The sequence below is a fragment of the Streptomyces sp. HUAS MS02 genome, from assembly GCF_055702265.1.
Genome location: NZ_CM146747.1, coordinates 5,605,794 through 5,632,149, shown reverse-complemented (window position 1 = coordinate 5,632,149; position 26,356 = coordinate 5,605,794). Strand labels below are relative to the sequence as shown.

Below are 26,356 nucleotides of genomic sequence, written 5' to 3'. Positions count from 1 at the left end.
CTTCCCGTTCTACGGAACTCCATAGTCAATTGCGATGACTATGGCATTGACTTACTCGCCGCGCAACGTGCGAATTCGCAAAGGAGTTCGGTATGGCCAGGTCGCTCCCCTGTTCTCCCCGGTCGGCGTTGGCGCTGGTCGGAGCCACTGTCACGGCTGCGGTGACGCTCACCGGCTGTGGAGGTTCCACCGATGCCGCCGGCACCTCCGGCCCCACCGCCCCGGCGGCCGTCAAGGTGGCCGCCGGCACCCTGGTGAAGGACGGGCAGATCACCTACTGCTCCGACATCAGCGCCCCCCCGCTGACCTTCTACGACGCGTCGCAGAAGCCGGTGGGCGCCGAGATCGAGCTCGGAGACGCGCTCGCCGCCCAGCTCGGCGTCCGCGCGGAGTGGGCCAACACCAGCTTCAACGGCATCATCCCGGCGTTGCAGGCCAAGCAGTGCGACGCGATCGTCAGCCAGCTCTACATCAAGCCGGAGCGGGAGAAGGTCGTGGACTTCGTGCCGTACATGTACGCCTCCAACACCCTGCTCGTGGCGGAGAAGAGGGCCGGGGACATCAAGAGCGCGGACGACCTCTGCGGCAGGAAGGCAGCCGGGCAGACCGGCACGACCGTCGTCCAGTACCTCACGGACCGGTCGAAGCAGTGCGAGGCGGCAGGCAAGCCGAAGATCGACATCCGCCAGTTCACCAAGGACAGCGACGCCCTCCAGCAACTGCGGCTCGGTCTCGTCGACTCCTACGGCACGACCCTCGAAACCGCCGCCTATGTCACCAAGCAGCAGCCGGACACCTTCGCGTTCGTCGGTGAACCGTTCAACCGCATCAAGGTCGGCGCAGCCACCCGCAAGGACAACCCGGCTCTGCACGATGCGCTGACCAAGGCCCTGGCAGCGGTGCAGAAGAGTGGTACGTACACCTCGATCCTCAAGAAGTGGAACCTGACCGGCGACGACATCGAGGGGAAGTAGGCGTGGCCGACGTCTCGCTGCTCGCCGACTCGGCATCGGGAGCCGGCTTCGACTGGTCCTTCTTCTGGCACCAACTGATCTCGCCCTCCGGTGCGTTCCTCGAAGGACTCTGGCGCACCGTCTACATCTCGGTCGTCGCCCAACTCCTCGGCGTGGTGCTGGGACTTGCCATCGCCCTCGCCCAGCGCAGCCGCTTCGGCGTCCTGCGCCGGGTGGGCCGGACCTACGTCTGGCTGGTGCGCGGCACACCGCTGCTCGTCCAGCTCGTCCTCGTCTACAACGGCCTCGCCGCGACGGGCATCTACCGGTTCACGGACCTCGACCTCGGCGGCTTCGTCCTGCTCGGCGTCGTCCAGGCGGCCGTCATCACGCTCGCCGCGAACGAGGCGGCGTACATGGCGGAGATCTTCCGCGCGGCGCTGGACGCCATCGACCCCGGGCAGACGGAAGCGGCCCAGGCGCTGGGGATGACTCCGGCGCTGACCATGCGGGTCGTACTGCTGCCCCAGGCGCTGCGGATCGTCGTACCGCCGCTGGGCAACGAGTTCAACCTGATGATGAAGTCGACGTCCCTGCTGTCGGTCATCGGCCTGCAGGAGATGTTCCTGACGGCGCAGTCGATCAACTCGGCGACGTTCAAGACCTTCGAGATCTTCCTCGTCGTCGCCTGCTACTACCTCGCCCTGACCACCCTCTGGTCTTTCGTCCAACGCTTCATCGAGCGCAAGTTCGCCGACCCCGGCCTGACGGTTGCCAGACCGTCCCTGCGCGAGCGGTTCGTCGGCGGGGGCCGCTACGCCGGCCGCAAGGAGGACTCGCTCGTCAGCAAGGGAGCGCACTGACATGAAAACGACGACGGGGACGGCGTCGACGACGGGGACGGCGACGGCGGTGATGTCGGCCCGGGGAGTGGTGAAGCACTTCGGCGGCGTACGCGTCCTGGACGGCGTGTCCACGGATGTCATGGCCCGTGAAGTGGTGGTCGTCGTGGGCCCGTCGGGCTCCGGCAAGACCACGTTCCTGCGGTGCCTCAACCATCTGGAGACCATGGACGAGGGCGAGGTCCTCGTGCACGGCCGCCCGGTGGGATACCGGCCCGGCTCCGGGCGGCTGGTCGAGGAACGGCCGAGGGTCGTCGCCGAGCGCCGCCGCGACATCGGCTTCGTCTTCCAGCGCTTCAACCTCTTCCCGCACCTCACGGCCCTGGAGAACGTGGCCGTGGCCCCGGCGAAGGTCCTCGGCGTGCCGAAGGCCGAGGCACGCGAACGGGCGCACGCCCTGCTGGCGAGGGTCGGCCTCGCCCACAAGGCTTCGGCGCGGCCGTCCGCCCTGTCCGGAGGTCAGCAGCAACGCGTCGCCATTGCCCGGGCCCTCGCCATGAGGCCGGCCCTGATGCTCTTCGACGAGCCGACCAGCGCCCTGGACCCGGAGATGGTCGGGGAGGTCGTCGAGGTGATGAAGGAGCTGGCCGAGGACGGCACGACGATGATCGTCGTCACCCACGAGATGGGCTTCGCCCGCTCCGCGGCCGACCGCGTCGTCATGTTCGACCAGGGCGTCATCCTGGAGGAAGGGCCTCCGGAGAAACTCATGACCGACCCCGACCACGCGCGCACACGGGCCTTTCTGCGCCGGATCAACGAGCACGGCTGACAGCCGTTGTGCGTACGGGGGAACCGTCGTTCTTGTCTCGGCAGCCGTGAGGAGAGTCGCCGTGCCGTGCCGGGCGTCGTGCGAGCGGATCACGCGAAGGCCGGCGGACTCGGCGACGCGGGTGAGGAGCGGTAGACATGCGGACGGCGTCCGCCGACGGCACCGCGACCCGCGGCGCATCGCGCGCCGCGGGTCGCGGTGGCTGAAGGGTCAGTCCACGCTCACCGCCCGCCACAGCTGGCTGTCGGCGTTCGTGTCCGTCGTCTGCGCGAGCTGCGTGCCCGCCGTCGAGTTGGGCACCGAGAGCAGCTTGCCGCTGTTCACGTTCTTGATCTTGTAGTAGCCGTTTCCGGTGGCGACCAGTGTCCAGCGCTGGTTCGCCGCGTTGGTGTCGGACGACTGGATGACGGTCGCACCGTCCGCGGTGGAAGCACCGCTGACGTCCATGAGCAGGCCACTGTTCCGGCTGACGATCTCGTAACTGCCGTCACCCACCGGGGCGAAGCGCCAGTTCTGGTTCCCGGCTCCGGTGTCGTTCCACTGGATGACGTTGGCTCCGGCGCTCAGCGATCCGCCTGACACGTCGATGGTCTTGTTGCTGCTCTTGTTGACCATCTTGTAGTTGGCGTTCTTCGCGGGGAACTGGATGGGGGCGAACGCGTCCAGTGCGCAGACGGTGTTGGACGAGGAGGCGTTCTTCGTCCCGGTGCACACCACCTTGATCGTGTGCGGGCCCGCGACCAGGTTCGTCTTCTCGAACAGCGGCACCTGCTTCGTCACCGTCGAGGCGTAGGCGTCGATGCCCGCCTGGGTCAGGGTGCCGTCGATGTAGACGTCCACCTTGCCCATGTTCGGCTGCGTCATGCTGAGGTACCGCACGCCCGTGCCGGTGAAGGAGAACTCGGCGTAGTTGCCCGCGGTGCTCGTGACCTTCTCGGACCCGTTCATGTCCCTGGTGTCGTTCCAGTTCGACCAGGTCCCGGAGTAGGTCACGCCAGCGGCCTTGTCGTCGACGTGGTTCCACCGCTGCCGCACCAGGGCCTTCGACGCGGCGGACGCGCTGCCCTGGGCGTTCACGACGTAGAGCCGGTAGTCACCCGCCGTCTGCGGGACGCGGATGCTCGTCGCGGTACCGCTCGCGCTGGTCATGGTGGGACCGGCGGCGAACGTCGTCGTACCGGCGGGAGCCAGCCACAGCGTCTTGGTCGCGTCCTTCGGGCTGCGCACCGGAATGGTCATCACGCCCGTGCCGGCGAACGTGCTCGCGGGCAGCGCGTAGTCCTGCGCAGCCGTGACGGCCGAGGGCAGGAGGTCCTTGTAGGACTCCTCCAGACCGGCGTTCAGGGCGATGCTGTACGCCTGCGACGGCCACACGTTGTCCCCGTAGCCCTTCACGTCCGTGATCGTGCTGTTCGGGACGCTCTTGCTGGCGATCTTGTTAAGGGTGCCGTAGTTGTCGGTGATGCTCAGGTCGTGCTGCCGGCCCCAGGTGCCGGAGTTGACGGTGTACGCCAGGCCCGGGTCGACGTCGAACACGTTGTCGTGGTAGGTGATGAAGGCGGAGCCTTCATCGGGGTGCAGGCCGTACTTGTGGCCGGCCGGAACGCCCTGGATGTAGTTGTTGCTGATCTCCGTTCCCGGCTGGCTGCCCAGCGTGTAGATGGGAGCGGAGTCGCCGAGCACCTGCATCGTGTCGAAGATCTCGTTGTACTTGATCGTGTTGTTCTTCGCCGTGGTGGTCGGGTTCCCGGGATTGATGGAGTTCGTCGAACCGTCGAAGTTCCACCAGCCCCAGCCGAGGGTGATGCCCGCCCACGGGGACTTCTCGATCCGGTTGTGCTCCACGGACAGGGAGTCCACGAAGTACGCCGACACGGGGCTGGAGGCCTCGAACAACACCGCGCTGTCGTAGAGGTAGTTGTTCCTGATCGAGATGTTCTTGCAGAGCCCCTCGACGTTCACCGGGTACTTCTCGTTGTTGGTCGAGGTGTAGTCCCCGATGTACACGTGCTGGGGGTGCCCCACGGTGATCGCGGAGCCGCCTATGTCATTCGTGACATTGCCGGTCAGCTGCGAGTCCGTCACGTCGTTGGCCAGGGTGATCCCGTCGGCCCCGGTGTGCTGCACCGTGTTGCCCCGCAGGACGATCCCGTCGGCGTTCTCGATCTGGACGGCTGCGGGAGGCAGGTCGACGTTGCGGTAGGTGTACGCGTGGAAGTTCTTCTTCGCGTACACGGTCGAGACGGTGTTGCCCTGCGTCGACTGCCGGAAGACGGAGCCCGCGACATTGACCAGGTTCCAGTCGGAGTGCTCGACCGTGAGCCCGGAGAACGTGATGTTCCGCGCGTGGTCGGTCCTCGACGTGCCGGCGATCTTGAGGAGGGTGGACACGTTGTTCGGCGCGAAGACCTCCGCCGTGGTCATGTCCTCGGAGCCGGACTTGTAGTAGTACACCGTGTGGGTGGTCTTGTTGAAGTAGAACTCGCCCGGCTTGTCCAGGAACTCGAACGCGTTCATGAACGTATGACTGCCGCCGGCTTTGAACGGGCCGAACGGCGGTGCCTGGGCGATGGCCGCACCCGGCTGCTGGAACAGGGCCACGCGGTTGGCGCCGTCCGAGCTCGTGGTGATCTGACGGACGCCCACGATGGCCGTGGTCCAGGTCGTGGCCGACTTGATCTCGACGTCGTCCTGGTTGGCGGCGACGGCGGGCAGGTCGGAGAGGCTGTACTTGGCCCCGTCGCAGTGCGAACCCGACTCCCAGGCCCAGGGGGCCTGGCCGGCCGTGACGGAGTAGGTCCCCTGGCATCCGGCCGAGTCGATCGTCTTCGAGGCCATCTGGGCACGCTTGCCGTCGACGTAGAGCGCGCGGAGCTTGTCGTCGCGGTCCAGCGACGCCTTCCAGATGTTCCCGCTGTGCTGGGTCCAGCCGGTCACCGGGACGCCACCGTTCAGCACCGGCTTCTCGTTCTGGTACGCGGCGTACACGACACGGTGGCCGTTCGTCCCCGAGTCGGCCGACGTGAAGTCGATGGTGCTGCTCACGGGGTAGTTGCCGCCCCGCAGAAAGACGTTGATGTCGCCGGTCATGTCGTCGTTGACCGTGCGTACGACGTCCCGCGCGTGCCGCAGGGTCTTGAACGGCGCGGAGATCGTTCCGGCGTTGGTGTCGCTGCCGTTGGGGGCGACGTAGTAGGTGGCCTGGACCGCGGCCGCGGCCGGGGTCGACAGGGTGAGGGAGGTCAGCGACGTCGCGCAGAGGGCCGTGGCCAGCACGGCCGAGAGTCTGCGGACGGTCGAGCGTCTGCTCCTCCTGCTGGATCGGTCGATCGGGAATATGTTCATGCGGCGGCTCCGGGGGTGCGGTCGGTGCGGCTTTGCGGACGGGGGCGAATTCCTCAGCGCTTCCTCAGTGCTTCCTCAGTGGCAGAAGCGGTACGGGTTTCCCTGGCGACGGACGCGGAGTGGCCCGGGTAATCGGTCGCGTCGAGGGAGGGCGACCGGACGTGGTGCGCCCTCGCCCTTCGGCGGCATCAAGGGACGCCGCCGACGGTGATGGGGACGTCCTGCCTGATCAGCCCTCGGTCGCGGAGGTCGTCCCAGAGCGACCGGGGTACGGCGCTCCGCTGGAGTGTCACGTTCTGCGTCACCTGTGCGCGGTCACGCATGCCCAGCGTGACGTTGACGGTGCTGGGGTGGGTGGCCGGGAAGGCGATGGCGGCGGCGGGAAGGCTGGTGCCGTGCTCCTCGCAGACCTCCGCGATCGCCCGTGCGCGGGCGACCAGCTCCGGGGGAGCGGCCTGGTAGTCGTACTTCATGCCTTCGGCGGGCCGTGGACGCGAGAGCAGCCCGGAGTTGAAGACACCGGCCGCGACGACGCTCTTGCCCGCGTCCCGCGCGGCGGGCAGCACGTCGTCCAGCGCCGACTGGTCGAGGAGGGTGTAGCGCCCGGCGAGCATGACCACGTCGGCAGCGGTCTCCCGCAGGAAACGGGCGAGCATGGCCGACTGGTTCATGCCGGCGCCGATGGCCCCGACGACCCCTTGGTCGCGCAGCTCCGCCAGAGCGGGCAGGGCCTCGTCGGCGGCCTGCCGCCAGTGGTCGTCGGGGTCGTGCACGTAGACGATGTCGAGCCGGTCGAGGCCGGTGCGGCGCAGGGAGTCCTCGATGGAGCGGAGCACACCGTCGCGGCTGAAGTCCCACTGCCGGCGCAGGTCGTCCCGGACGACGAAGCCCTCACTGTCTACGCCCTGGGGACGCTCGTTGGGGACGAGGAGCCGGCCCACCTTGGAGGAGACGACGTACGCGTCCCGAGGGCGCTGCCGCAGGGCCGCCCCGAGGCGCTGTTCGGAGAGCCCGAGGCCGTAGTGCGGCGCGGTGTCGAAGTATCGGATGCCCGCGTCCCAGGCCGCGTCGACGGCGGCCGACGCGTCGGCCGCCGGGGTGGTGCGGTACAGGTTGCCGATCACCGCCGCGCCGAACCCGAGGGCGGTGAGTGCGACGGACGTGCGGGCGACGCTCCGGCGTCGTATGACGTCCTCCTCGGGGACGCGGGCGTCGACGTGGACCGGTACGGAGTCGGGGACGCCGCTCATCGGCCGAGCCATCCGCCGTCGACGGGCAGGGTGGTGCCGTGGATGTAGGCGGCGGCGTCGGAGGCGAGGAAGACGGTGGCGCCGGCCAGGTCGTCGGCGCTGCCCCAGCGTCCGGCGGGGATGCGGTCCAGGATCGCCCTGCTGCGGACGGGGTCGTCCTGGAGGGCCTGGGTGTTGTCGGTGGCGATGTAGCCGGGGGCGATGGCGTTGACGTTGACGCCGTGCGGCGCCCACTCGTTGGCCAGCGCCTTGGTCAGACCGGCGATGCCGTGCTTGGCGGCGGTGTAGCCGGGGACGGTGATGCCGCCCTGGTAGCTGAGCAGCGAGGCGGTGAAGATGACCTTGCCGTGGCCGCGGGCGACCATGCCGGCGCCGACGGCCCGGGTCAGCGCGAACTGCGCGTTGAGGTTGACCTGGAGCACCAACTCCCAGTCGGCGTCGCTGTGTTCGGCGGCCGGGGCGCGGCGGATGGTGCCCGCGTTGTTGACGAGGATGTCCACGGGGCGTTCGCGTCCGGCGAGGTCGGCGCCGAGGGCGCGGACGGCGTCGGGGTCGGCGAAGTCGGTGCGGACGGCTTCGAAGGTACGGCCTGTGGCGGTCACGTCCTTCTCGACGTCGCTGCCGGACTCCTCCAGGCTGGCGCTCACTCCGATGATGTCGGCTCCGGCTTCGGCGAGGGCTCGGGCCATGGCCCGGCCGATACCGCGCCGGGCTCCGGTGACGACGGCGAGTTTCCCGGTGAGGTCGAAGGCGCTCATACGGCGGCTCCCTGGGCGTCGTGGGTTTCGTCGCTCTGGTCGCGGGTGGTGGTGCCGTCGGTGCAGTCGAGGAGGATCTTCATCACATCTCCGCCGCTCTCCAGCGCCTCGAAGGCGGCGGACGCCTGCGCGAGGGGGACGACCTTGCTGATCAGCCGGTCGGCGGGGACGGTGCCGTCGGCGACCAGGGCGACCGCCCGCTCGAAGTCGGAGCGGTCGTACAACCGGGCGCCCACGAGGGTGAGTTCGCGCCAGAAGAAGCGGTGCAGGTTCACCTCGCGGGGCCGGGGGTGGATGGCGACCAGGCACAGCCGCCCCCGCACCCCGAGGACTTCCACGGCGGTGTGCACACCGCCGGCCGCACCGGACACCTCGAACGCCACATCCGCGCCCGCGTCGGCCGTCCACGCGCCGACCAGGGCGCCGATGTCGTCCGCGGCCGGATCCCACGTGGCCAGCCCCAACTCCTCGGCCAACGAACGCCGGTGGGCGCTCAGCTCCACCACCCGCACCTCGGCCCCTGCGGCCTGCGCGACCAGTGCGATCAGCACCCCGACCGGCCCGCCGCCGACGACCACGACCTTCTCGCCGTCGCGGACCTGCGCCCGGCCGACGTCGTGGACGGCCACCGCGGTGGGTTCCACGAGCGCCGCCCGGTCCAGTGCGAGTGATTCCGGCAGGCGGATCAGAGTGGAGGCGGGCACCGTCCAGCGCTGCTGCATGGCGCCCGGGGAGTCGATGCCGATGAAGTCGAGATGCTGGCAGACGTGTCGGTGACCGGCCCGGCAGGCGGGGCAGGTGTCGTCCCAGCGCAGCGGCATCACGGTCACCGCGTCGCCGGGCGCCCAGTGCTCCACGCCCGGACCGACCCGGAGGATCCGGCCGGACATCTCGTGCCCCAGAACGGCGGGCGTGGCGACCCGGGCGTCCATGTCGCCGTGGAAGATGTGCAGGTCGGTGCCGCAGATACCGACGTAGGCGGGGGCGAGTTCCACCTCGCCGGGGCCCGGCTCCACGCTGGGCGCGGGAGCCGTGTCCAGGGTGCGGGCAGCCGTGTAGTGGACGGCGAATGTCATCGTGTTCTCCAAGTTCCTCTCCGCACGGGCGCTGTACTCAGCCGCGGGCGGGGAGGCGGTAGAAGGCGGTCGCGGTGCCGGCGAGGAGTGCGTCGATCTCGCTCTCCGCACAGCCGGTGAGCAGTTCGTCCACGGTGGCGGCCCAGCGGTTCCAGCCGCCCGCGAGGTTGGCGACCGGCCAGTCGGAACCGAACATCAGCCGGTCCGGGCCGAAGGACGTGAGCAGCTCGTCCCAGACCGGGCGGATGTCGGAGGTGGTCCAGCTGTCGTGGTCGGCCTCGGTGATGAGTCCCGACAGCTTGCAGACCACGTGCTCGTGCGCGGCCAGCCGTCGCACCTGCTCTCGCCACGTCGCGAGTTCGTGCCCGGCGATGTCCGGCTTGCCCGCGTGGTTCAGTACCTGGGGCAGGTCGGGGAAGCGTTCGGCCAGCCGGATCGCCTGGTCGAGCTGGTGGCTGCGGACCAGGACGTCGTAGGAGAGCCCGCGATCCCTCGCCGCCGCCAACCCCCGTTCGACATCGGGGCGTTGCAGCCAGGCCGGTTCCGTCTCGCCCTGGACGAGGTGGCGCAGGGAACGCAGATGGGTGCCGCCCGGTCCGGCGAGCAGTCGGTCGAGCGTGTCGCCGATCGCCGGCGAGGTGAGGTCCGCCCAGCCGACCACCGCCTCGATCAGCGGCTCCCGCTCCGCGAGGGCGAGCAGGTCCTCCGTCTCGGGCACCTCCGGCACGCACTGCACGGCCACCGTGGCGTGAAGGTGACGGCCCGCGACGGGGCGGGTCGCGGAGCGCAGGTCGTCGGGGGTGAAGGTGCGGCGGATCGACGTCAGGTCGGGGTCGTCGAGCCAGGGCTGCGGACGCTGGTCGAGGTCCCACAGGTGGTGGTGCGCGTCGATGAGAACGGGGGCGGAGGTCATGGCGGAGGTCATGGCGGTTCCCAGTCGGGTCGGTCCGTCGCGGTCCGGGTCAGGCGGTGGCGTTCTCGCCGGGTGGGCCTAGGTGCCAGATCTCGGTCAGCTCCGTCCATTGGCGGGAGTCGCCCCGGTCGGGCCAGGGCTCCTGGCAGGGGTCGGTGAGCTTCCACCACTCCTGGGTCTCGGGGTCGGCTTCGAGGACAGCCATGTCGGCCTCGAAGTCGTCACCGTGGTACTCGAGGTAGCCGAACAGCACGTCACCGTGGAGGAAGATGCCGAAGTTGCGGATGTTCGCCCGGTGCAGGGCCGCCTCCACCCCGGGCCAGACGGCGGAGTGCAGTTCGAGGTACCTCTCCCGGTGCTCGGGCCGGAGCCTGATGGTCTGGGCGATGCGCTTCACGCCGTGCTCTCTTCCGTGCCGGGGGCGGGCTCGCCCGCGTCGGTGTCGCCCGCGTCGGTATCGCCCGCGTCGGTGTCGAACGGGGTGCGGTAGCTGGGGGTGTTGGCGCGCAGGTCCAGTCGCAGGACGAGCTTGATCCGGGTGGACGCGGGCAGCCGGACGGTCAGGAAGGGGCTGTCGCAGTCCTGCTCCGCCTCGGTGACGACGGGCTCGGTGTGGCCGTAGTCGTACATGTCGCCGATCCAGCCGTCGTCCTCGCAGGTGGTGTACCGGACGGCGGTGATGGTGTGCTCGGCGAAGGCGCCGGCCTGGACGATCACGGTGCGGTCCGTCTCGGGGGCGAGGTTGACCAGTTCGACGGTGGTTGCCTCGGGGTCGATGGAGCTGACCAGCGCGGCCACGTCCTGCGGCAGACCGGCGCGGCGGGCCTCGGCGTCGTGGTAGCGCAGCCGGGCCTGCTGCAGGCCGCCGTTGTAGAGCACCTGGGGGCCGCCCCAGGTCAGCTGGACGAGGGCCTCGGTGGCGACGGGGTTCGACTGCTGCCACACGTGGATGTCGGCCTCGGGGACGTCCAGGTCGCGGTAGCGGTCGACGCGGCGCAGCCGGTGGCGGATCTGGGCCTGGGCGGTGGCGAGGATGCGCTCGGGGTAGTCGGGGTCGTCACCGGCGAGGAAGGCGAACCACGCCTTCTCGTGCCCGGACTCCTCCTTGGCACGGAACGGCCGCAGGGTGCGCCAGTCGATCGCCTCGGCCTCGCGCAGGTTTTCCAGCCGCTCGCGGTCGGCGTCCGAGGCCGAGTGGTGCCACAGGGCGACCGGTACGGGCGGGGTGGTCGGGTTGTAGTCGAACCAGCCGGTGTCGTTGTGCCGGAACGGCACGTGGAGCGTGGGGATGTCGGCGTCCGGGCCGAGTTCCACGGCCCACTTGGAGGGCAGGCTGGAGTCCGCCTCGGTGTGGGGCATCACCTTGCCGCGGGCGATGAGCGAGTCGAGCGTGGTGCGGACCATGGACAGGAAGTCGTCGTCCCCGGTGACCGTCGCCGCCGCGAGCGCCGCCACGCAGGCCGCGGCCCCGATGCTGTGCCAGCCGTGGGGCCATGACCAGCCGTAGTGGCCGCCGTACCAGCGGCCTTCGTGGAGGCCGCCGACGACTCCGTCCGGGCTGACGTTGTCGGGGATGACACCGTCGTTCGCCTCGGTGCGCTCCCGCCACGCGCCGACGTAACTGACGATCCAGTCGCGGTAGCGCTCGTCGCCGGTCAGGATCCAGGCGTTGAGGACCAGACCGGTGGCGCCGAGGTTGAGCGCGGTGTCACCGACGCCCATCCGGTCGCGCATCTGCGCGCCGAGACGCGGGTCAGAGTCGAGCGGGAACGGGCCGCCGTCCTGCGCCTCGGGGATCCACTCGAGCGGGTACCCGTAGGTGTCGGCCTCCTTCTGGAGCCAGGGGTAGACGTCGCCGTCGAACAGGCCCGTGCGGTCGGGGTCGCTGCCGTTGTGCGGGCGGGTGATGATGCGGTGCTCGGGGTCGTAGTTGCCCTTGGCCGGGTCGACGTACAACTCCGCGAAGCGCAGGGCGCGTTCCGACCAGCGCTGGGGGTCGGCCATGCACAGGAAGAAGAGCAGCAGCAGGCTCTCGCCCTGGTGGAACCAGTCGTAGCCGCGCTCGAACTCGTCGTGCAGCATGCCCAGTTCGGTGAGCTGCTTGGTCACGCCCTCCCAGTGCTTCTCGCTCGCGGGCAGCAGGTCGTCGGCGCCGCCGAGGAGGTAGAGCTGGGGCCAGTTGAAGAACACCTCGTAGAAGTCGTCCGCACCGTCGCGAGTGGTCAGCTCCCCGGTGTAGTTCAGCCGTCCGTCCGGGCCGGTGAAGTCGCGGGCGAAGCGCCGCCAGGCGTGGTCGAGCAGGTCGAACAGGGACCGCTGGGCCACGGCCCAGCCGGGTGGTTCGAGCAGCGGCACCCCCGCCTCGATCTCGAGTCGCGGAGCGGGCTGCCCGAAGGCCGGGGTGTCCCCGTTCGAGGTGGGGCCGGAAGAGGTGAAGGGCATGGGACGGGGCTCCGTTCGGGGGTGGCGGGGTGCGTGCGCCGGGGACGACGGTCGGGCAAACGACGCCGGATCGGGTATCAGGCTCGGGGCGGCAGGCCGGGGGCCTACTCCTTGGTGGCGCCGGCGAGCATCCCGCTGACCAGGAATCGCTGGGCGAAGAGGAAGACGACCAGTACGGGTGTGATGGCCACGAGCGTCGCCAGGGCCAGCTGCGGCCGCTCGATCGCGAGGGTGCCGACGGCGGGATTGAAGGACGGCACATTGCTGAGCAGGGTGCCGACCCCCACCTGGATGGGCATCTGGCCGCTCTCGGGCAGCATCACGTAGGGCAGGAAGTAGTTGGTCCAGTTGGCGACGAAGCTGAAGAACCCGACGAGCGCGACGACCGGTGTCGCCAGCGGCAGCGCGATGTGCCGGAAGACGCCGAACTCCGAGCAGCCGTCCATCCGTGCCGCCGCCAGCAGGTCCTTCGGTACCGCGGTGGTGAAGTAGATGTACGTCAGATACACGCCGAACGGGTAGAACGAGTACGGCAGGATGATCGACCACATCGTGCCGATCAGACCGACCGCGTTGATCTCCAGGAACAGTGGCACCACCAGCGTGGCGGTCGGCATGAGCATCACGACCAGGGTCGAGACGAGCAGGGCGTGCCGGCCGGGGAACTCGGTCATGGCCAGCGCGTAGCCCGCCGGGATGGCCACACAGAGCGTGATGACCAGCGAGATCAGCGCGTACACCGTCGAGTTGCCGAGCCACTGCAGGACGGCGTTGTCCTGGAACGCGGTGAGAGCGTCCCAGTTGGCCTTGAGGGTGTGCCAGGAGCCGAAGGAGAGCGGGCTGCCGTGGACGAGCTGCTGGTCGGTCTTGGTCGCCGCGAGGAGGAGCCACAGCACCGGCAGCACGAAGAACACCAGGAAGACGAGCAGGACGGAACCGGTCAGCAGCCGGGGCACGAGGCGGCGCGGGGAACTAGTCGGCATCGAAGAACCCCGATCGCGCGACGAAGACGGCGGCGGCCGACACACTGACGACCAGGAGCTCCACCGAGACCGCGGCGGCGCCGTTGATGTTGTTCATCTGGAAGGCGAAGTCGTACGTCAGCTGGTTCAGCGAGTAGTCGCGTCCGGCCACGCCCACGCTGGCGAGGGAGAGCAGCTGCGGCTCCACGAAGAGCTGCGCACCGCCCGCGAAGGCCAGGATCACCATGTACACGATCCACTTGCGGAGCATGGGGATCTGGATGTGCCAGGCGGTCTGCCAGGCGCCCGCGCCGTCGATGCGCGCGGCTTCCATGACGTCGGTGGGGATGTTGTTGAGCGCGCCGTAGATGACGACGATCCAGCCGCCCGCGCCGGTCCAGAACGCGATGACCGTGAACAGCAGGGGCAGGTTGCCGGGCGCGATCACCTCGCCGAAGGTGCCGTACCCCAGCATGCCCAGCAGCGAACTGACCGGGCTCACCGTCGGGTCGAGCATGAACAGCCACACCAGCACACTCGCGGCGCCGGCGAGCGCTCCGGGGATGTAGAAGAGGAAGCGCAGGGACTTGCTGACGCTGCTGGAGGCGAGGCGGTGCAGGAGCAGCGCCAGGCTCACCACGAACACCACCAGGGAGACCAGCCAGAACAGCAGGTACAGCGCGACATGGCCGACGGCGTCCAGGAAGCGGAAGTCCTGTGCGGTGGTGACGAAGTTGCTGAAGCCGGTGAACGTGCCCCCGGCGTCGGTGAACGCGAAGTAGACGGCGTACCCGGTGGGCAGGATGCCGAACGCGATCAGGAGCAGTACGTAGGCCGCTACGAAGGCGATGCCGGCCCGGCTCTGCCGGTCGGTGCCGCTGGGGCGCCGACCGGCGGAGCGGGACGGGGAGGGGCTGAGGGTCACTGCTCGACCTTGTATCCGTTGGACTCGGCGTGCTTGACGATGGAGTCCTGCCAGGCGGGCAGCAGCGATTCGATGGTCTTGCCCTGGGTCAGGCCCGGCTTGACGGTGGCCGCCCAGATCGCCTCCTGGCTGAACTTGCCCGAGCCCCACTCCGGCCACACCTGGGAGGCGGCGGCGGTGAGCGCGCTCAGGTCGCTGGCGAAGTAGCCGGAGGCGTCCTGCTGCTTCAGCCATGCCTCGGCCGCCGGCGCGTAGGCCGGGAAGCCGGGCGACTTCTCCGCCTGGTAGGCGTTGTCGGTGGTGACCCACTTCAGGAAGTCGGTGGCCGCCTTGAGGTGGGTGGAGTGCTGGGACAGCAGCCAGGTGCCGCCGCCGACGTTGCCGGTGGAGGGCGAGGTGTCGCCCTGCCACTGCGGCATGGGCGCCACCCCGATCTGCTTGCCGGGGACCTTGAGGGTGTCCTTGAAGACCGCGCCGCCGTACCAGGCCGGGCCCGGCATGAGCAGGACCTTGTCGGCCTGGTTCTTGCCGAAGTCGGTGCTGAACACGCCGCTGATGGACATGGACTTGTTCTTGATCAGTACGTCCAGGAGCTTGGCCATCTTGGTGCAGGCCTCGCTGGTGGTGTTCACCGACACGGACTTGGGGCCGGTGATGTGGTTGGCGCCGCACTTGCTCGCCCACAGATAGATCTCGGGGGTGAAGGCGTCACCCGCGTCACCGACGAGGTAGCCGGGGTGCTCCTTGGCCACCTTCTCGCCGAGCTTCTGGTACTCCTCCCACGTCGTCGGCACCGTGTAGCCGAACTTCTTCATCAGCGGGGCGTTGTACCAGAGCACCGCCTGGGAGAGGTCGTTGCGCAGACAGTAGACGGTGCCGTCGACCGTGCAGACGTCGTTGGCGCCCTTGGCGAACTTGCCCAGGGTCGACTCGGGGATCAGACCCTTGTTGAGCGGAGCGGCGAAGCCCGCGTCGACCGCCCAGGAGGCCTCGTTGGTCTGGGAGCTGAACACGACGTCCGGCCAGCCCTTGCCGGTGCGGTTGAACAACTGGACCTTCGTCTGCAGGTAGTTGGACCCGTTGGCGTTGCCGTCATAGCTGACGATGTCCAGCTTCACCTCGGGGTGCAGCTCCTGGTACAGCTTCGCGGCGTCCATCCGGGTCGCGTCCACCCAGACGGTCAACGCCCCGTCCTTCTGCGGCGCCTGGGCGAAGCCGTCCTTGGTGGTCTTGCCGGCGGTGCCGCCGCCGCCACAGGCCGTCACGGTCAGCAGCACCGTGGCCGCGCATCCGGCCAGCGATGCCGCCCGCTTCCTGCCGAGAGCTCTCTTCGGGCTGGACGAGGACTGGTTGACGGTCATGAGTGACTCCACTGGGTGTGCGGGTGCCCCGAGCAGAGGGGGCAGGCGGCGCGAGCAGGTGGGCGAGTGGCACGAGCCGGGGCGACGCTTGGCGTCCCGGAAATCCGGCGGAAACGGAAGAGGCGGTGTTCTGCAACCAACGTGGAAGAAATTAGCCGCCTTATCGAGTGGCACGTCAAGGGTTCGCGCAGCGTTCCTTTGCCAAATTTCCCTCACTGCGCGAGCAGTTGCTCACCTTATGCCCGATAAGTACCACTTACACGCCCGGGTGTTCATGGCTCTTGCTATGGATCTTGGTCAGAATGAGTACGACTTATACCTCCCGTGCGCTACGATGATGCGGCTCCACCGCGACCAGTCGCGTGAGCAGAAGTCACCCGGGAGGCAGCACAGATGGACGACACGCCAGCGATCGAAGCGGCCTTGCCGGCTCAAGTCCCTGCTGCCATAACCGCGGGGACGGCCGGCTCGGACGGGCGGAGCGACTACCGCCCCGGGTACGAGATCGCGGCGGAGCGGATCCTCGCGTACATCGCCGAGGAGCGGCTGGTACCGGGCGACCGGCTGCCCACGGAGATCGACCTCGCCCGGACGCTGGACACCAGCAGGGCGGTGGTGCGGGAAGCCGTCAAGATCCTTTCGGCGCTGGGTCGGGTACGGGCGCACAAGGGGCGGGGCCTGTTCGTCGCGGACGACGAAGGCATGCTCATCACCAGCCGGTGGGGAGGCTTCTTCCGCCCCGTCGACATCGACCACGTACTGATGCTGTTCGAGTTCCGCAGGGTTCAGGAGATGGCCGCCAGCAGCCTGGCGGCCACCCGCGCCACCCCCTCTGAGCTGCGCACCATCGAAGTCGCCATGCAGCAGTGCCGGCACGGGTTCGTCCACGGCCAGATCGACGTGTTCAACCAGGCGGACGAGGACTTCCACATGGCCGTGTCGGCGGCCTCGCACAACACGTTCCTCCTCAGCGCCGTGCGGGACGCGCGACGCCTGCAGCGCCAGTCCAGCGCCATCGGAATCCATGACTCGTTCGGGGAGAACAGCGAGGCGGCCGTCGAGGAACACGAGGCGATCTACCGGGCCATCCGTGACGGCCACCCCGAGGAAGCCGCGCAGGCCGCCGCGGCACACCTCGACCGGACCCTGGAGGACTACCGGCGCGAGATCCAGCGCCGTCTGTTCGGCTGACGCCGCCCGTCGGCGCACCGTGCGCCCTGTCCCGACCACCGCGCGTCCCGGAAAAACGCGGACGATCCGTTGACTTCTGTGCAGCCGGGACTCTAACTTCGGCGTCGGTCGGTTCGACAAGCCGATAGCCGTTCGACATATCGAACGATCGTGATTCTTTGCCCAGGCGTCCGAGGGTGTGCCTTCGTGAACGCCGCCACCCCCCGCACAGCGTGGGCGAGGGGCGTCAGCACGCTGGGACGCGGCGCGCACGACGCGAAGGCCGTACCCCTTCCACCATTCCCCCTCCCGCGTTCTCCTCCCGGTCTCCACCCATCACTCCCGCACGTGATGACCTCCAGCCAAGGACTGCATCGTGGACCTCACCAGAAGACAACTCGGCCGGCTCGCCGCGGTCGGTACCGGCGCCCTCCTCCTACCGGGCCTGCTCCCGTCGAGCGCGGCGGCGGCAGACTCGTTTCTTTCCGCAAAGTGGGGTGACCAGGGCGACGGCACCTACGCCAACCCGATCGTCCCGACCGACCTCAGTGACTGGGACTGCATCCGGGTCGGCGACGACTACTACGGCATCACCAGCACGATGGGGTACTCGCCCGGCATGGCCGTCCTGCACTCGAAGGACCTGGTCAACTGGCGCCCGATCGGCGGCGCGGTCGACGACGTCACCCGCATCGGACCGGAGCTGAACTGGGACCGGATGAACCGCTACGGCCGCGGTGTGTGGGCCGGGGCCATCCGCCACCACGCGGGGCGGTACTGGGTGTACTTCAACACCCCCGACGAGGGCTTCTTCATGACGTCGGCCCCGTCGCCGGAGGGGCCCTGGGAGCCGTTGCACTCGATGTGGCGGACCTCCGGCTGGAACGACGTGTGCCCGTTCTGGGACGACGACGGCCAGGGCTACCTGGTCACCACGCACTACTCGGACGGCTACAAGATCCACCTGTACAAGCTGTCCGAGGACGGCAAGTCGCTGATCGGCCCGGCCCCGGTGATCCACCAGTCGAACCGCAGCGAGGCCAGCAAGCTGTACAAGATCGACGGTGTCTACTACCACCTGTTCAGCGAGGTGAAGCCCGAGGGCCGGGTCCTCATGATGAACCGCGGCTCCAGCCTCTTCGGCCCCTTCGAGACCCGGCAGCTGCTGCACGTCAACACCTCGGTCGACCGCGAGCCCAACCAGGGCGGGCTGGTGCAGACCCCTGGCGGCGACTGGTACTTCGTGACCCACCACGGCAGCCACGGCTGGGAGGGGCGCGTGCTGTCCCTGCTGCCGGTGACCTGGGTGGACGGCTGGCCGATCATCGGCACGGTGGGCTCGGACGGCATCGGCACCATGGCGTGGACGGGTCAGTTGCCCGCGACCGGCACCCCCGGCCTCCCCGTCGACGCACTGCCCGCCGTCGTGACCAGCGACTCGTTCACCGACACCCGCCTCAAGCCGCAGTGGGAGTGGTACTACAAACCCCGCGCGGGCTACTGGTCATTGACCGAACGCCCCGGCTATCTGCGGCTGAAGGCGTTCGCACCGCTGGCCGGGGACAACCTGATGAAGGTGGGCAACACCCTCACCCAACGAGTGCTGCGCACCGCGGGCGGCGCCACGCTGACCGTCCGCCTCGAACTCGCCGGCCTCACCGACGGTCAGCACGCCGGGCTGTGCCACTACGGCGCCAGGTACGCCGGACTGGGTGTCCGCCGCACCGGGACCACCACCACGATCGAGCACAACGCCGGTGGCACCCTGACCAGCGGGGCGGCCATCACGCAGAACGCCGTGTGGCTGCGCTCCACTTGGGACGTGGACGGGCTCAGCCGCTTCTCCTACAGCCTCGACGGGAGCACGTTCACCCAGGTCGGCGGCACGTACCAGCTCAACTGGGGCGGTTACCGCGGTGACCGGATCGGCCTGTACACCTACAACCCGGGCGGCACCGGCTACGTCGACTTCGACTCGGTGCAGTACACCATCGCCCCCGCGCGGACGTACACATGCGTCAGCGTGCGCAGCGGCAAGGTGGCCGAGGTCTCCGGTGGGTCCGGCGCGGACGGCGCCGCCGTGATCCAGTGGACCGGCAACGGCGCGACGAACCAGCAGTGGGCCTTCCAGTCCACGGCCGACGGCTACCACACCATCACCTGCGTGCGCAGCGGCAAAGTGCTCGACGTGGCCGGATCCTCCACGGCGGACGGCGCGCGCGTCGTACAGGCGACCCCTGACGGCAGGACCAGCCAGCAGTGGCAGCTGCGCCCGCTGTCCGGTGGCGTGTTCCAGGTGGTCAACCGCAACAGCGGCAAGGTGCTCGACGTCAGCTCCGGCAGCACGGCCGACGGCGCCGCGCTGATCCAGTACACCAACAGGGGCAGCACCAACCAGCAGTGGACGTTCCGCAGGGTCACCGGCTAGACGCACATCGGTCCCGCCCGTCGGCTGATACGAGCCGGCGCGGCCACGGCCCCGCCCGGCCCGGCCCGGCCCGACGGCTCCTTCGCCGTGGGGCCGGGTCGTCACGCATGGGGATACACGCAGTTGCACATGGGCGGCCCTGGTGTCGGAGGGTGTCGGACGAACAGCTGCCTTTCATCGTGGTGCCCGCTTTTGTGTTATCGCCCGCTCCGTATCACGTCTCCCTACGCAGGCACTGTCCCCACAAGAGCCCAAGGAACGACACGGTGACACGACAGATCAGCCGACGCACCATGCTCAAGGCCGCGGCAGCGACGACCGGCGCGGTCGGTATCGGTATCGGCACGGGCGTGGCCGCCTCCCCCGCGACGGCGGCACGCGCGTCCTTCGTGCATCCCGGGATGCTCCACACCCGGGCCGATCTCGAGCGCATGGCCGCCAAGGTGAAGGCGGGCGCCGCCCCCTACACGGAGGGTTTCGCCAAGCTCACCCTCACCACCGGCCGCCACTCGCAGGCCGCATGGCGGCCCAACCCGCAGGTGACCCCGACCCGGGGAGGGGGCGGCGTCCAGAACTACGGGGCCCTCTACCGCGACATCCACGCCGCCTACCAGAGGGCGCTGCGCTGGAAGATCACCGGCGACACCGCGTACGCAGACACCGCGCGGGACATCTGCAACGCCTGGTCGGGGACGCTGAAGGGCATCGGCGGAGGCTCCGAAGTCACGCTCCTGGCGGGCATCTACGGGTACCAGTTCGCCAACGTCGGCGAGCTCATGCGCGGCTACCCCGGCTTCGACCTGGCCCGTTTCCAGGACATGTTGGTCAAGCACTTCTATCCGGCGAACCGCCACATGATGTACCGCGAGACCAATTGCATCGGCCACTACTGGGCCAACTGGGACCTGTGCACCATGGCCTCGATCATGGCCATCGGGATTCTCTGCGACGACCGGGCCAAGTTCGACGAGACGGTGGACTACTTCCACCACGGCGAAGGCAACGGCTCGCTGGCCAAGGCGATCCCCTACGTCTACGACGACGTGGACCTGGCCCAGTGGCAGGAGAGCGGGCGCGACCAGGCCCACAGCCTGATGGGCATCGGCCTGATGGGCACCATCTGCGAGATGGCCTGGAACCAGGGCGTCGACCTCTACGGCGCGGACGACTCCAGGTTCCGCAAGGCGTGCGAGTACGTCGCCCGGTACAACCTGGGCCATGACGTGCCGTACACCACGTACACCTGGAGAAACGGCGTGCACTGCGTGGAAACGGCGCAGACCGTCATCTCCGAACACGGCCGTGGCCAAGTGCGCCCGGTCTGGGCGCGGGCCTACAACCACTACGCCAACAGGCGCCGCATGGCCATGCCGAACACCCGCGAGATGCTGGCCCGCAGCGGGCCCGAAGGAGGCGGCGGCCACTACGGCCCGAACAGCGGCGGATTCGACGAACTCGGCTTCGGCACACTGGCGTACACCCGGGACAAGGCCACCGCGGCCGAGGCGGCGGCCTCACCGTCCCCGTCGAAGTCGACGGCCGCCGAGTCCGGCACCTCCAGGTCGTCCGGTGCGTCCAAGTCCCCGGCCGGGCAGTCCTCCGGGGACGTCAGCGCCCAGGGCGGAAAGAGCGACGAGGACCTGGCCGCCACCGGCGCCTCGGACCTCCCTCTGTGGACGGCCGCGACCGGCGTCACCGCGGTCGCCGGCGGCCTGCTGCTGCTCCGCCGCCGCGGCCAGGCGCGCCGCGACGCGGAGTGACACCCGCGGTGCCACGAAGGATCCGGTGACTGACCACACTCGGGCTCCCCGCACGCACTGTGCGCCGCCGCACGCGGTTCGGGTTCGGGTCTCTCCCGGGACGGTCGCCCCCCGCCGCTCCCGGGGCGCTGGATTGATTACTCCCTGGATCCGACTGTCTGATCAACCGCGCGTCCCCGAGATTCGGTTGTGCCTGAACCCGACCGGACAGAAGGGAGCGGGGTCATGTCCCGTTCACTCCGTAAGAGAATCACCGGCGCCCTGGCCGTGGCCGCACTCGCGGCAGGGTCGCTGACCCTGGCCGCCGGTGAGGCCAGTGCCGTCCCCGTCTCCGGCCCTCCCTGCAACTCCCCCGTCTTCACCGCCTGCGTCGCGATCTCCAACCACAGCGTGGACGCGCACAGTTGGCGTATCAGCGTCACCGAGCCCAACGGCCACCGGTGGAACCGCTGCCTCACGGGCAGCGAGCCCCACGACACGAGCTACTGGCCGAGCGTGTGGTTCTCCAACAGCGACCAGGTCTCGCTGACGGCCTACCGCGCCGGCAACTGCGAGGGATGGAGCCGGAACGACGACTGGTGGGGCGACTGGCGCACGACACAGGACCAGTACCACCTGATCGTCGTCAACAGGCACTGACCGTCGTACGTCGTACACCGCTCGCACCACCGGACCCTCTCCCCACGTCGTTCCCCGCAAGGAGCCACCCAAGTGCGTCCCCACGCTCTGACGACCCCCGCAGCAAAGCCCACAGTGAACAAGAAGCTCAGGAACCGCCGCCGGCTGGCGCCGTTGCTGAGCCTGGCTCTCGCCCCGCTCATCCTGCTGGCCTCGCCCGGCTCCGCCTCGGCGCAGACCTGGTGCTGGAAGCCGGACGGCTACGACATCCGCAAGGGCGACACCACCTGGGCGAAGCCCCAGACCCAGGCCGCCAACACCTTCCAGGACTGGGTGTGGCGCGGGCCCACCTTCCGCTGCCCGCCCAACGCACCCAGCTGCTCCTACCGCTGGGACGAGTCGAAGACGACGGGCTGGCAGTGGTCGGTCGGCGTCAGCGTCAGCAACCCCGTCCCGTGGCTCAACCAGGTGCTGGCCAGCATCACCCCCTCCTACGGCCGCAACGGCTCCACGTCCACCACTTTCAGCTTCAGCACGAACCTGAACCCGGGGCAGTACGCCCAGCCGATCCAGGTCGTGGAGCGCCGCTGGACGAAGGGCACCTTCGTCGGCGCCTTCCGCACCGACCACTCCAGCTGCGGCGGCGGCCAGGAGCGGTACTGGTGGGACGGCAATTACGAGTGGGGCTCGTGGCAGGCCAACCTCAAGGTCAACGACTACGGCACGTACCACATCTGGAGCTGACGCCCCCGAGCCGGCCCGGCCCCGGTGTTCCTGCACCTTCACCGGGGCCGGGCCTACTCCCCGTTCGACCTCCGACCCGCACTGACCCCGCACGCCCGCCGATAGGGCACATCCGGTACGTACGTCCGCCACTGTTCCCGCGTCAGGTCGGTACCCGCCCGGGCGCAGACCCGCGCGATCGCCCGTCCGGGATCGACGACGTACCGCTGGAGCGGGACGTGCACACCGCCCGCGTACAGGGTCGTGCCGTCGGGGGAGAAGGCCAGGGACGCGATGGCGTCGCCGGGCGTGGTCAGCGGGGTGCCGAGGGGCTGGCGGGTCGCCACGTCCCACAGTTGCAGGCTCCCGGCGTCACCGCCCACCGCCAGCGTCCGGCCGTCAGGGCTGAACGCCAGCGCGTTCACCGCCTCCGGGCGGACACTGAGCGGCGCCGGGAAGACATCGCGCAGCACACCGGCACGCCGGTGTGCCGTCCCGTCCCACAGGGCGACCCGCCCCAGGTCGTCGCCGACCGCGAGCACGGAGCCGTCGGCCGAGAATCCCACCGCGCCCACGTGCTCGCCCTGCACCAGGTCGCGGCTGGTGACCTTGGCCGACGGCAGCCGGGCGAGCCGTCCGTCACCGACCAGCAGCCCGCCGTCGGGGCGGACGGCCAGGTGGACGCCGGCCAGTTCCGGCAGCACCGCCGTCCTGCGGCGAGCCGCGGTGTCCCACGCCTCGCCGTACAGGTCGTCGCCGGGCCGGAGGGAGGAGCGGGCGGCGTACAGGGTGCGTCCACCGGGTCCGAGAGCGGTCTTCACCACCGTGTCGCCGGGCAGAACCATGGAGGAGCGGACGCGCTGACGGGCGATGTCCCACACCGTGAAGGACTGTGAGACGACCTCACGCCCGGGCGCCGAGACACCGTACGCGAGCGTCGTGCCGTCCGGGCTGAACGCCAGCAGGGGCAGAGGGGCGACGGGGAGCGCCGGGGTGGGATCGCGCAGGACGGGCACGTCGACCGGGGGCAGGGTGCTGGTCAGCCGGTCGTCGGCGGTGGCGCGCAGCCGGAAGAGGTAGCGGTCACCGGTTCGCTCGGCCGTGGCGTACGTACGGCCGTCGGGGCTGAGGCCGACGGCGTCCAAGGGGGTGCCGTGCCAGGCCGGGGTGACCGCCGGGCCGAGGTCGAGGGTGTGGACGGTGGAGCCCTCGAGGTAGCGCAGGGTGCGGCCGTCCGGGTCCCAGGCCGGGCTTCGGTAAGGGCGCTGGTTGTTCAGGGAGTGCCGGAAGACGGGCACTTCGGGGGCCGCCAGCCGCCGAACCCGGATCTCCTCGTGGTCGGCCGTCGCCAGGAAGGCGCCGTCCGGGCTGAAGGAGGCGTGGTTCACGCCGTCGTCGGCGAGGTCGGCGATCCGCTTGCCGGTCCCGGTGTCCCAGACCCGCAGCCCGGTGCCGGTGGCGGCGGCCAGCCGGTCCCCGTCGAGCGCGAGGACAGTCGTGTTCGCGTCCTCCTCGCAGAGACGGTCCTGCTGCCAGTCCCCGGACAGGGCACGGCGACCGGGTATGTCCCACACCTGCGGGGACCGCCCGCCGGAGCAGACGGCGGCGCGCCGTCCGTCCGCGCTGAGCGCCGTGACCGTCAGCCCCGGTGCCGGGGCCTCGAACAGCACGCGGCCCTCCACGACCGAGCGCAGCCGCATCCGGTCGCCCTCGGTGACCAGGAAGGCGCGGCCGTCGGCGGTGAAGCGGACATCGGTGAACTGCGGCAGCGGGTCGGGACCGCCGGTCCAGCGCCCGGTGGCCGTGTCCCACAGCCGTGTCCCGTCCTTGCCGCTGACCACCAGGACCCGCACGTCCGGGCTCGCCCCGACCACCATGCCGCCCGGCAGCCGGCCCGAGCCGGTGCGTCGGCCCGTTCGCACGTCCCAGGTCCGCCAGGTTCGGTCGACCGGGCTCAGCAGGGTGCGGCCGGAGGCGGAGAGGGAACGCCAGGCGTCGTCGCCGGGCACGGGGTCGGTGAAGGTGTCCGTCTCCTGCTGGGCGAGGGAACCGAGCAGGGCGCGGCGGGTGTCGGGCAACTCGGCGACCCGCCAGGCGGCCGCGCCCAGCAGCAGCGCCGCGCGGGGGTCGGTGGTGCGCAGTGCGTCCGCCACGTCGGCGACCTGGCGGGCCGCTTCCTGGGTGCGCCGGCGCGCGTTGTCGGCGTAGGCCTGCCAGACGGCGAGGGCCGTCAGCAGTGCCACCACCAGGACGGCGGAGAGCGACACGGTCAGGATGCGGTGCCTGCGGCTGGTCCGGGCCGCGGCCCGCCGCTCCGCCGCCCGGGCGTCCAGCGCGGTGGTCAGGAAGTCCCGCTCCGGCAGCGTCAGCGCGAGGTCCGCCGCGTGGTCGGGGAACAGTTCCTCGGCGCGGGCCAGCCGGGTGCCCCGGTACAGGACGCCGGGGTCGCGGTCGTGCTCCAGCCAGGTCCGGGCCGCGTCCGCGAGCATCCGGTGGTGCCGCAGCCGCTCCCGGTCCTCCTCGATCCAGCCGTGCAGCCGGGGCCAGCAGGTGATCAGCGCCTCGTGGGCGAGCTGGGCCCCGTCCTCGTCGGCGGTCAGCAGCCGGGCCCGGGTCAGCCGCTCCACCACCACCCGCACATCGGCATCGGCCCACTCCTCCAGCTCGGCCCGGGCGAGCGGGCGGCGGGTGTCGGGGGTGCCCTGACCCGGCTCGACCATCCGCAGCAGCAGACGCCGGACGGCACCCGCCTGGGCCGGGGACAAGCCGCCGTACACCTCCTCCGCGCTCGCCGCGATCGCGCCCCGCACCCCGCCGGCGGCCTCGTACCCGGCGAGGGTGAGCATCCGGCCCTTGCGGCGGCGCCAGGTCTCCAGCAGGACGTGCGAGAGCATCGGCAGCCCGCCGGGCTCGCCCTGCACCTCCTCCACCAGACGGGCGGTCAGCGTCCGCTCCACACGGCATCCGGCCTCCTTCGCCGGTCCGGTCACCGCCTCCCGCAGCTCGTCCGCCGTCATCGGGCCGAGCAGCAGCCCGGCGCCGCGCAGCGCGTCCGCGAGGCCGCGGTGCTCGCCGCAGCGGGCGTAGAAGTCGGCGCGTACGGCGGCCAGCACGCGCAGCCGGCTGTCCGGGTCGCGGGCGGCGAGCAGCAGATCGACGAAGCGGGAACGTTCCTGCGGGTCACGGCAGAGAGTGAAGACCTCCTCGAACTGGTCCACCACCACCCATCCCTCCGGCTCGTCCGCGGCGGGGTTCAGCAGATGTCCGTATGTCGTCGCCGGGGTGGCTCCCGGGGTGAGGATCCGCAGCGTGGCCGGGCAGCCGCGCGCCGCGATCTCCTGCCGCAGGCGCGGGATCAGCCCCGCCCGCAGCAAGGACGACTTCCCGCTCCCCGAGGCGCCGAACAGCACCGCGAACCGGTGATCGCACACCAGGTGGCCGACCTCGTCGATCATGCGGTCCCGGCCGAAGAACAGGTGCCGGTCGTCCGGCTCGAACCGGGCGAGACCGCGATACGGCGACGGAGCGTCCTCGACGTCCTCCGCCGGAGCCCGGTTCGCCTCCGCCTCGGCGGCCTTCCAGCGCACCTCCCACCCGGCGGGATCGCCCCCGCAGGCGCGCACATAGCCCTGGACCACGGCGAGAGAGGGAAGCCGTTCACCGGCGGCGGCCAGTGACAGAGCGGTCGCCGAGAAACCCGCCGCCTTCGCCATCGTCCGGTACGAGGGACTCCCGGCGGTCTTCCGCAGCTCCCGCAACTCGTGCGCGAGCCGCTGCACGGGACCGGCCTGCGGGTCCACAGGTCTCTCGGGCCGCCCCATGATGCGTACCTCCGTAGGCGTGGTGCGAGACATCCTGGCATTCGAAGGACGACCCTACGGATGGCCGGATGCCGACCGGGTCCTCTCAGGGAAACCGGAGACGCTGGAACAGGAGGACGGGGCCAGGAAGCGGCGATCCGACTCGCCGCCGTGTCCTGGCCCCGGCATGGGTTGCGC

19 protein-coding genes and 1 pseudogene are annotated in these 26,356 nt (G+C 70.0%); 8 read left to right on the top strand and 12 right to left on the bottom strand.

Annotated elements, in window-relative coordinates:
- The first annotated feature begins 92 nt into the window (after positions 1-92).
- Genes ACZ9QC_RS24330 through ACZ9QC_RS24320 form a run of 3 tightly spaced genes read left to right on the top strand, consistent with a single transcriptional unit; the run spans position 93 to position 2,627 of the window.
- Positions 93-974, top strand: a complete 882-nt coding sequence (locus ACZ9QC_RS24330; protein WP_472915061.1) for an ABC transporter substrate-binding protein — start codon at positions 93-95, stop codon at positions 972-974.
- A gap of 2 nt (positions 975-976) precedes the next feature.
- The gene (locus ACZ9QC_RS24325) at positions 977-1,816 is read left to right on the top strand and encodes an amino acid ABC transporter permease (protein WP_472915060.1); all 840 of its coding nucleotides are present in this window, start codon (positions 977-979) and stop codon (positions 1,814-1,816) included.
- Position 1,817: 1 nt separating this feature from the next.
- Positions 1,818-2,627: an amino acid ABC transporter ATP-binding protein gene (locus ACZ9QC_RS24320; protein ID WP_472915059.1), complete on the top strand. Its 810-nt coding sequence runs from the start codon at positions 1,818-1,820 to the stop codon at positions 2,625-2,627.
- Between the two features lie 39 nt (positions 2,628-2,666).
- On the opposite strand, the pseudogene ACZ9QC_RS24315 reads toward ACZ9QC_RS24320, so the two are convergent.
- From ACZ9QC_RS24315 to ACZ9QC_RS24265, 11 genes and pseudogenes are all read right to left on the bottom strand, one after another.
- Positions 2,667-2,750, bottom strand: a pseudogene (locus ACZ9QC_RS24315) (tyrosine-type recombinase/integrase); the annotation flags it as partial.
- An 87-nt stretch (positions 2,751-2,837) separates the two neighbouring features.
- Complete coding sequence (locus ACZ9QC_RS24310; protein ID WP_472915058.1) at positions 2,838-5,972, bottom strand: RICIN domain-containing protein; 3,135 nt, start codon at positions 5,970-5,972, stop codon at positions 2,838-2,840.
- Between the two features lie 188 nt (positions 5,973-6,160).
- Positions 6,161-7,222 carry an aldo/keto reductase gene (locus ACZ9QC_RS24305; protein WP_472915057.1) on the bottom strand — a complete coding sequence of 354 codons (1,062 nt, stop codon included), beginning with the start codon at positions 7,220-7,222 and terminating at the stop codon, positions 6,161-6,163.
- The gene (locus ACZ9QC_RS24300; RefSeq protein ID WP_472915056.1) at positions 7,219-7,980 is read right to left on the bottom strand and encodes an SDR family oxidoreductase; all 762 of its coding nucleotides are present in this window, start codon (positions 7,978-7,980) and stop codon (positions 7,219-7,221) included. The genes ACZ9QC_RS24305 and ACZ9QC_RS24300 overlap by 4 nt, the downstream gene beginning before the upstream one ends.
- Positions 7,977-9,056, bottom strand: coding sequence for a zinc-dependent alcohol dehydrogenase (locus tag ACZ9QC_RS24295; protein WP_472915055.1), 1,080 nt, complete (start codon positions 9,054-9,056; stop codon positions 7,977-7,979). Before ACZ9QC_RS24295 ends, ACZ9QC_RS24300 begins: the two co-directional genes overlap by 4 nt.
- A 37-nt stretch (positions 9,057-9,093) precedes the next feature.
- Positions 9,094-9,981, bottom strand: coding sequence for an amidohydrolase family protein (locus ACZ9QC_RS24290; RefSeq protein ID WP_472915054.1), 888 nt, complete (start codon positions 9,979-9,981; stop codon positions 9,094-9,096).
- A gap of 37 nt (positions 9,982-10,018) precedes the next feature.
- Positions 10,019-10,366: an L-rhamnose mutarotase gene (locus ACZ9QC_RS24285; RefSeq protein WP_472915053.1), complete on the bottom strand. Its 348-nt coding sequence runs from the start codon at positions 10,364-10,366 to the stop codon at positions 10,019-10,021.
- Complete coding sequence (locus tag ACZ9QC_RS24280) at positions 10,363-12,411, bottom strand: DUF8034 domain-containing protein (protein ID WP_472915052.1); 2,049 nt, start codon at positions 12,409-12,411, stop codon at positions 10,363-10,365. The genes ACZ9QC_RS24285 and ACZ9QC_RS24280 overlap by 4 nt, the downstream gene beginning before the upstream one ends.
- 104 nt (positions 12,412-12,515) lie before the next feature.
- On the bottom strand, positions 12,516-13,394 hold the full coding sequence (locus ACZ9QC_RS24275; RefSeq protein ID WP_472915051.1) for a carbohydrate ABC transporter permease: 879 nt from the start codon (positions 13,392-13,394) through the stop codon (positions 12,516-12,518).
- Positions 13,384-14,298 carry a carbohydrate ABC transporter permease gene (locus ACZ9QC_RS24270; RefSeq protein ID WP_472915050.1) on the bottom strand — a complete coding sequence of 305 codons (915 nt, stop codon included), beginning with the start codon at positions 14,296-14,298 and terminating at the stop codon, positions 13,384-13,386. The genes ACZ9QC_RS24275 and ACZ9QC_RS24270 overlap by 11 nt, the downstream gene beginning before the upstream one ends.
- A complete protein-coding gene (locus ACZ9QC_RS24265; RefSeq protein WP_472915049.1) occupies positions 14,295-15,659 on the bottom strand; it encodes an ABC transporter substrate-binding protein in 1,365 nt (454 codons plus the stop codon). Before ACZ9QC_RS24265 ends, ACZ9QC_RS24270 begins: the two co-directional genes overlap by 4 nt.
- Before the next feature lie 393 nt (positions 15,660-16,052).
- Here ACZ9QC_RS24265 and ACZ9QC_RS24260 point away from each other — a divergent pair, with 393 nt between their 5' ends.
- From ACZ9QC_RS24260 to ACZ9QC_RS24240, 5 genes are all read left to right on the top strand, one after another.
- Entirely contained in the window at positions 16,053-16,850 is a 798-nt protein-coding gene (locus ACZ9QC_RS24260; RefSeq protein ID WP_472915048.1) for a FadR/GntR family transcriptional regulator, read from the top strand.
- Positions 16,851-17,205: 355 nt separating this feature from the next.
- Positions 17,206-19,257, top strand: a complete 2,052-nt coding sequence (locus ACZ9QC_RS24255) for a family 43 glycosylhydrolase (RefSeq protein ID WP_472915047.1) — start codon at positions 17,206-17,208, stop codon at positions 19,255-19,257.
- 266 nt (positions 19,258-19,523) lie between these two features.
- On the top strand, positions 19,524-21,017 hold the full coding sequence (locus tag ACZ9QC_RS24250; RefSeq protein WP_472915046.1) for an alginate lyase family protein: 1,494 nt from the start codon (positions 19,524-19,526) through the stop codon (positions 21,015-21,017).
- Between the two features lie 225 nt (positions 21,018-21,242).
- Complete coding sequence (locus ACZ9QC_RS24245) at positions 21,243-21,656, top strand: hypothetical protein (RefSeq protein WP_472915045.1); 414 nt, start codon at positions 21,243-21,245, stop codon at positions 21,654-21,656.
- 72 nt (positions 21,657-21,728) lie between these two features.
- Positions 21,729-22,379, top strand: a complete 651-nt coding sequence (locus ACZ9QC_RS24240; RefSeq protein ID WP_472915044.1) for a hypothetical protein — start codon at positions 21,729-21,731, stop codon at positions 22,377-22,379.
- 53 nt (positions 22,380-22,432) lie between these two features.
- On the opposite strand, the gene ACZ9QC_RS24235 is transcribed toward ACZ9QC_RS24240, so the two are convergent.
- Positions 22,433-26,179 (bottom strand): WD40 repeat domain-containing protein, encoded by a 3,747-nt coding sequence (locus ACZ9QC_RS24235; RefSeq protein WP_472915043.1) that lies wholly within the window; start codon positions 26,177-26,179, stop codon positions 22,433-22,435.
- Positions 26,180-26,356: the final 177 nt, after the last annotated feature.